Source organism: Pseudomonas sp. UMAB-08 (genome assembly GCF_900095225.1).
In the GTDB taxonomy this organism is placed as follows: domain Bacteria; phylum Pseudomonadota; class Gammaproteobacteria; order Pseudomonadales; family Pseudomonadaceae; genus Aquipseudomonas.
Map to the genome: position 1 here is coordinate 32,465 of NZ_LT607437.1, position 7,816 is coordinate 40,280.

The window sequence follows — 7,816 nt, forward strand, 5'->3', positions numbered from 1 at the left end:
CTGCGCCACCGCCTAGACTCCGAGCATTCTAAAAAAGGTAGGCCGCCATGTCCGAGACGCTGCTCAGTTCCCGTAATCTGGCTTTCGAGCTGTATGAAGTGCTCGATGCCGAAGCCCTGACCCAGCGCGAGCGTTTCGCCGAGCACAATCGCGAGACCTTCGATGCGGCGATTGGTACGGCACGGACCATTGCGGAAAAGTATTTCGCCCCGCACAACCGCAAGGGTGACGAGAACGAGCCGCGCTATGAGAATGGCGAGGCGATCCTGATCCCGGAAGTCAAACCGGCGGTGGATGCGTTCCTTGAAGCGGGTTTTCTTAGTGCCGCGCGCAGCTTCGAGGCGGGCGGTATGCAACTGCCTACGCTGCTGTCGCAAGCCTGCTTTGCGCACTTTCAATCGGCCAATGCCGCGTCGACGTCGTACCCGTTCCTGACCATGGGTGCGGCCAATCTGATCGAAAGCTTTGGCAGCGAAGAACAGAAGCAGCGCTTTTTGCAGCCGATGATCGACGGACGTTTTTTCGGCACCATGGCCCTGACCGAACCGCATGCCGGCTCGTCGCTGTCGGACATTCGCACCCGCGCCGAACCTGCCGCAGACGGCAGCTATCGCCTGCGCGGCAACAAGATTTTTATCTCTGGCGGCGATCATCCGTTGTCGGAAAACATCGTGCACATGGTCTTGGCCAAGCTGCCTGACGCGCCTGCCGGGGTGAAAGGCATCTCGCTGTTTATCGTGCCCAAGTTTCTGGTCAACGATGATGGCAGTCTGGGCAAGCGCAACGACGTGCTGCTGGCCGGGTTGTTCCACAAGATGGGCTGGCGCGGCACCACCTCCACGGCGCTGAACTTTGGTGATAACGGCGAGTGTGTCGGTTATCTGGTGGGCAAGCCGCATCAAGGCTTGAGCTATATGTTCCAGATGATGAACGAAGCACGGATCGGCGTCGGCATGGGCGCCGTGATGCTGGGTTACGCCGGGTATCTGTACTCACTGGAGTACGCCCGCGAACGCCCGCAAGGTCGTCTGCCGGACAGCAAAAACCCGGAAACCGCGCCGGTTGCGATCATCCAGCATGCCGACGTCAAACGCATGTTGCTGACGCAGAAAGCCTACGTCGAAGGCGCCTTCGACCTCGGTCTGTATGCGGCGCGGCTATTTGATGACACCTCCACCGGGGAAACCGAAGAGATCCGCAAGCAGGCCCACGAGCTACTCGACTTACTGACGCCTATCGTCAAATCCTGGCCCTCCGAGTTCTGCCTCAAGGCCAACGAACTGGCGATCCAGATTCTCGGCGGCCATGGCTACACCCGCGAATACCCGGTGGAGCAGTACTACCGCGATAACCGCTTGAACCCGATTCATGAGGGCACCCACGGCATTCAGTCGCTGGACCTGCTCGGGCGAAAACTGGGGCAAAACGGCGGTGCCGGACTCAAGCAACTGATCCGCCTGATCGCCGACACCGCAGCACGCGCACAGGCCCATGAAGGTTTAACGCCGCTGCGCCAACCGCTGGAGCAATTGGTGGCACGCCTGCAAACCGTGACCATCGGCCTGCTGACCGACCTGGCGCAGGGCAAGGTCAACAGCAGCCTGGCCAATTCGGCGCTGTACCTGAAAGCGTTCGGTCATACCGTGATCGGCTGGCGCTGGCTGGAACAAGCGATCCGCGCCGAAGAAGGCCTGGCAAAGGGCAATGAAGCCGACGTCGGCTTCTATAAAGGCAAGCTTCAAGCCGCCCGGTACTTCCTGACGTGGGAAGTACCCGGCTGCCATCACGAACTGGCGATTCTCGAAGCGCGGGATGACACCTGCCTGTCGATGCAAGACGCCTGGTTTTAACGGGCAGGCAGACTCACTGAGCGTTGAGCCGCGTCGGCTCAGCGCCCTGGCACCCAAACGGATGGGGCGGATCAATAGCCGTCAAGGCGAGCAGTTCCTCGCTGTCGCGCACGTCATAAGGCAAATCTTCCCGGCTGATCCAGGTCCCAAACAGACAAAGCTTTGACAGCCAGCCAATTCAACAGGTTAGAATCGCTTGGCACGCGGACTGCATAGGCAGTTCGCGCCCAGCCTTTTGAATTTGCTTTCTGGAGTACCGCCCTTGGATGCAACAACCATCAACAGCCTGTTCTTGATCGGCGCGTTGCTGGTGGGTGCAAGTATCCTGGTCAGCTCCATTTCTTCGCGTCTCGGCATCCCGATTCTGGTCATCATCCTCGCGGTGGGCATGGCAGCGGGCGTCGATGGCGGCGGGATCATTTTCGACAACTACCCAACGGCGTATCTGGTCGGCAACCTCGCCCTGGCGGTGATTTTGCTCGATGGCGGCTTGCGCACACGCGTCGCCAGCTTCCGGGTTGCGCTGTGGCCGGCGCTGTCATTGGCAACGGTCGGCGTCCTGATCACCACCGGGTTGACCGGGGTGGCGGCCGCATGGCTGTTTAATCTGAATTTGATTCAAGGTCTGTTGATTGGCGCGATCGTCGGCTCGACCGATGCCGCCGCGGTCTTCTCGCTGCTGGGCGGTAAAGGCCTGAACGAACGGGTTACCGCCAGCCTGGAAATCGAATCCGGCAGCAACGACCCGATGGCGGTTTTCTTGACCGTGACCCTGATCGACATGCTCGCCAGCGGCGAAACCGGTTTGCACTGGAGCCTGCTGGGGCATCTGATTCGTGAGTTTGGTATCGGCGGGATTATCGGTCTGGGCGGCGGCTGGCTGATGCTGCAACTGGTCAACCGGATCAATCTGGCAAACGGCCTGTACCCCATTCTGGTGATCAGCGGCGGGCTGGCGGTGTTTGCCCTGACCAACGCCATCCATGGCAGCGGCTTCCTGGCGGTGTACCTGTGCGGCCTGGTGCTTGGCAACCGTCCTATCCGCAGTCGCCACGGCATTCTGCACATGCTCGACGGCATGGCCTGGTTGGCGCAGATCGGCATGTTCCTGGTGCTGGGCCTGCTGGTAACGCCGCATGATTTACTGCCCATCGCCCTGCCCGCGCTGGGTCTGGCACTGTGGATGATTCTGTTTGCCCGACCGCTGTCGGTGCTGGTCGGCCTGCTGCCATTCAAAGCGTTCCATGATCGGGAAAAAGCATTTATCGCCTGGGTCGGTCTGCGCGGCGCGGTGCCGATCATTCTCGCGGTGTTCCCGTTGATGGCCGGGTTGCCGCATGCGCAGCTGTATTTCAACCTCGCATTTTTTATCGTACTGGTCTCGCTGCTGGTCCAGGGGACGAGCCTGCCGTGGGTCGCCAAACTGCTGAAAGTTACCGTACCACCAGAACCGGCACCGATTTCACGCGCCGCACTGGAAGTGCATGCCACCAGTGAGTGGGAACTGTTCGTTTACCGCCTGGGTGCTGAAAAATGGTGCATCGGCGCCGCCCTGCGTGAACTGAAAATGCCCGAGGGCACCCGCATCGCGGCCCTGTTTCGGGGCCAACAACTGCTCCATCCGTCGGGTAGTACCACCCTCGAAGTCGGTGATCTGCTCTGCGTGATCGGCCATGAACATGACCTGTCTGCCCTGGGCAAGCTGTTCAGCCAGGCCCCGCAACGCGGTCTGGATTTACGTTTCTTCGGCGACTTCGTCCTCGAGGGAGACGCTCAGCTCGGGCCTGTCGCGGCATTGTACGGTTTGAAACTCGACGGCCTGGATCCGGATATGCCGCTTAGCCAATTCATCATTCAGAAGAATCGCGGCGAACCAGTGGTCGGCGATCAGATCGAATGGAACGGTACAATTTGGACCGTTGCGGTGATGGACGGGAACAAGATCCTTAAAGTCGGCGTCAAATTTCCCGAAGGGAGCCGCCCAGGTCCTGGGTTGTTCCTCTAAACTCCCTCTCTCTTCGATCAGTTCGACCGGTACTTATGCTCAACCTGCGCACTTTTTTTGTTGCCGCCCTGCTTGGGCTCTGCCTCTCTACCGTTCCCGCACAGGCTGCCGAGCCGCCCACCCGCAGTGCCGTGCAGCAAAGTCTGGATAAAATTGCCGAACGCAAATTGCCCGACGCGGATCAAAAAGCCCTGCAACAGGTGCTTGAGCAAACCCTGACGCTGATCACCAGCAAGGAAGACGCTGAAAAGCGTCTGACCGAACTCAAACAGCAACTGAGCCAGGCTCCGCGCCAGACGACGGAAAACCAGCGCGAACTGACCCGTCTCAAAGCCAGCAAGGCTGTTCCGACGACCCAGCGTTACGCCAATCTCGACGTGCCGCCACTCGAACAATTGCTCACCGAGCGCAGTACTCAGCTCAGTGACCTGCAGAAGAGCCTGAACGACGCCAACAGCCTGACCATCACCGCCCAGACCCGCCCGGAACGGGCGCAGGCCGAGATCAGTAGCAATCAGACCCGCGCCCAGCAGATCAATAACCTCCTCAAGTCAGGCAAGGATGGCGGCAAGACCATCAGCGCCGACCAGCGCGACCAGCTCAACGCAGAATTGGCTTCGCTCAACGCCGTGACCGTATTGCGCCGTCAGGAACTGGCGGGGAACAGCCTGCTGCAGGACCTCGGCAACAGCCAGCATGACCTGTTGACCGAGCGTGTCCGCCGGCAAGAGCAGGAAATTCAAGACCTGCAAACCCTGATCAACGACAAGCGCCGGGCCCAGTCGCAACAAACCGTCACGCAACTGTCCATCGAAGCGCAAAAAGCGGGCAGCAGCAGCCTGCTGGCTACTGAAAGCGCGGCCAACCTCAAACTCTCGGATTACCTGTTGCGCGGCACCGACCGGCTCAACGATTTGACCCAGCAAAACCTCAAGACCAAGCAACAGCTGGACAGCCTGACCCAAAGCGATCAGGCGCTGGATGAACAGATCAACGTTCTCAAAGGCAGTCTGCTGCTGTCCAAAATCCTCTATAAACAGAAACAGGCCCTGCCGCACCTGACGCTCGACAATGGCTTGGCCGATGAAATCGCCGACATTCGCCTGTATCAATTCGAAGTCAATCAACAGCGGGAGTTGATCAGCAGCCCAAGCGCTTATGTCGAAAAGCTGCTCGCCACCCAGCCGCCAGAAGACGTTACACCGCTGCTGCGCAAAACCTTGCTTGACCTTGCGACCACCCGCAGCGATCTGCTGGAACGTTTGAACCGTGAGCTGAGCGCACTGCTCAATGAGTCCATTACCCTGCAGCTCAGTCAAAAACAGCTGGTCAGCACGGCGCTGAGCCTGCGTTCCACCCTCGACGAACAGATGTTCTGGATTCCCAGCAACAAACCGCTGGACCTGGAATGGATAGAAGGCATCCAGCCGCGCCTGACAAAACAGCTCGCCACCCTTCCGTGGGCTTCGAGTGTCAGCGAGTTGGCAGACGGGCTGACAAGCAGACCCCTGCTGTTTCTGCCACTGCTGCTGTTGATCGGCGCACTGGTGTGGAAGCGCAAAGCGCTCTACAGCAAGCTGAACAAATTGCACTCCGATATCGGCCACTTCAAACGCGACAGCCAATGGCAAACGCCGCTGGCGATCCTGATCAATATCTTGCTGGCCATGCCCGTGGCGCTGGGCCTGGCGTTGTGTGGCTACGCCCTGCAAATTGACGCCCGGGGGCAAAACGCCAACCTGGGCTCGGCCTTGCTACAAATCGCCCTGGCCTGGCTGGTGTTCTATACCGCTTACCGAGTTCTCGCGCCGGGCGGCGTCGCACAACTGCATTTCCGCTGGGAAAAACCGCAGGTTGAATTCCTCAGAGGCTGGATTCGCCGCCTGGGCCTGGTGGTGCTGGCGCTGGTCGCCGTCGTCGCGATGGCGGAACATCAACCTGCCGCGCTGGCCGACGACGTCCTGGGGATTGCCGTTGTTCTGACGTGCTACGCCATGATGACCTGGCTGCTAAGCCGTTTGCTGATCAGCAGCCCCACCCGCGAGAGCGCGTCGCTGTTCCGCAAAGCGATCGGCGTGATTTTCACCGCCCTGCCGATCGCCTTGTTCATCGCGGTGTGCTTCGGCTACTACTACACGGCACTGAAACTCAGTGATCGACTGATCAACACCCTGTACTTACTGATGCTGTGGCTGGTGATCGAAGCCGCCTTCATCCGCGGCCTGGGCGTAGCGGCACGACGCCTGGCCTACCAGCGCGCCCTGAGCAAACGTCAGGCGGCCAAGGAAAGCGGCGATGGCGACACAGTGATCGAAGAGCCGACACTGGACATCGAACAGGTCAACGAACAGTCCTTGCGCCTGATTCGTCTGGCCTTGCTCGGCGGCTTCATCGGCGCGCTGTACTGGGTCTGGTCCGACCTGATCACGGTGTTCTCCTATCTGGACAACATCACCCTCTACGAATACACCAGCGGCACCGGCGCGACCATGAGCATGGTGCCGATCAGCCTCGGCGACATGATTGGCGCACTGATCATCATCTGCATCACCGTCGTACTGGCTGGCAACCTGCCTGGCCTGCTGGAAGTGCTGGTGCTGTCACGCCTGAGCCTGGCCCAGGGCAGCGCCTACGCGACGACGACCCTCCTGTCGTATGCGATTGCCGGGGTCGGTTTCGTTTCCACCCTGTCGGCGCTGGGCGTGAGTTGGGACAAGCTGCAATGGCTGGTCGCGGCACTGTCGGTCGGTTTGGGTTTCGGGATGCAGGAGATTTTCGCCAACTTCATCTCCGGCATCATGATCCTGTTCGAACGTCCGGTGCGGATCGGCGACACCATCACCATCGGCAACCTGTCGGGCACGGTCAGCAAGATCCGTATCCGCGCCACGACCATCACCGACTTCGACCGCAAGGACATCATTGTCCCGAACAAGACCTTCATCACCGGGCAACTGATCAACTGGTCGCTGACCGACACCATCACCCGCGTCACCCTGAAACTGGGGGTCGATTACGGCTCGGACCTGGAGTTGGTGCGCAATCTGCTGCTCAAGGCCGCCCACGAAAACCCACGGGTGCTCAAAGACCCGCCGCCTATCGTGTACTTCCTGAACTTCGGCGAAAGCACCCTCGACCACGAGCTGCGCATGCACGTGCGAGACCTCGGCGACCGCAACCCGGTGCTCGACGAGATCAACCGCTTCATTAACCGAGAGTTCAAGGCACAGCACATCAACATCTCGTTCCGGCAGGTGGAGGTCTACCTCAAGAACATGCAGGGTCAGGAATACAAGATGGTGCCCATCGAAGCCGCAGAAAAAACCAGCGCTCCGGTCCCGGCGACGCCCCCTGCCGCCAAGGACGTACCCGAGCCACCGGACATCAGGCTCGACTGACACGCTTAATCCCAGCAGAATGGTCGGACATTCTGCTGGAGGTGGCACTTGAAAGCCCTCGACGAACTGACCTTCGACAACCGCTTCGCCCGCCTGGGGGATGCGTTCTCCACTTCGGTCCTGCCCGAGCCCATCGCTGATCCGCGCCTGGTAGTCGCAAGTACTGCCGCCTTGGCGCTGCTTGATCTCGATCCGGCACAGGCCGAACTGCCGGTCTTCGCCGAAATCTTCAGTGGGCACAAACTCTGGGCCGACGCCGATGCGAGGGCCATGGTGTATTCAGGTCACCAGTTCGGCGCCTACAACCCACGGTTGGGCGATGGTCGTGGCCTGCTGTTGGGCGAGGTTTACAACGACGCTGGCGAACATTGGGACTTGCACCTCAAGGGCGCCGGGCAGACCCCTTACTCACGCATGGGCGATGGCCGGGCGGTATTGCGCTCATCGATCCGCGAGTTTCTGGCCTCTGAAGCCTTGCACGCACTGGGCATCCCCAGCAGTCGGGCCGCGTGCGTGATCGGCTCAAGCACGCCGGTATGGCGGGAGAAGCAGGAGCGCGCAGC

4 protein-coding genes are annotated in these 7,816 nt (G+C 60.2%); all 4 read left to right on the top strand.

Going from position 1 to position 7,816, the window contains the following annotated elements:
- Positions 1–47: 47 nt before the first annotated feature.
- Complete coding sequence (locus K0F75_RS24085) at positions 48–1,850, top strand: acyl-CoA dehydrogenase (RefSeq protein WP_219064471.1); 1,803 nt, start codon at positions 48–50, stop codon at positions 1,848–1,850.
- A gap of 262 nt (positions 1,851–2,112) precedes the next feature.
- Positions 2,113–3,855, top strand: a complete 1,743-nt coding sequence (locus tag K0F75_RS24090; protein WP_219064472.1) for a potassium/proton antiporter — start codon at positions 2,113–2,115, stop codon at positions 3,853–3,855.
- Between the two features lie 35 nt (positions 3,856–3,890).
- A complete protein-coding gene (gene mscK / locus K0F75_RS24095) occupies positions 3,891–7,253 on the top strand; it encodes a mechanosensitive channel MscK (RefSeq protein ID WP_219064473.1) in 3,363 nt (1,120 codons plus the stop codon).
- Between the two features lie 48 nt (positions 7,254–7,301).
- On the top strand, positions 7,302–7,816 hold a 515-nt coding region (locus K0F75_RS25985), incomplete at its 3' end, for a protein adenylyltransferase SelO family protein (RefSeq protein ID WP_257604478.1).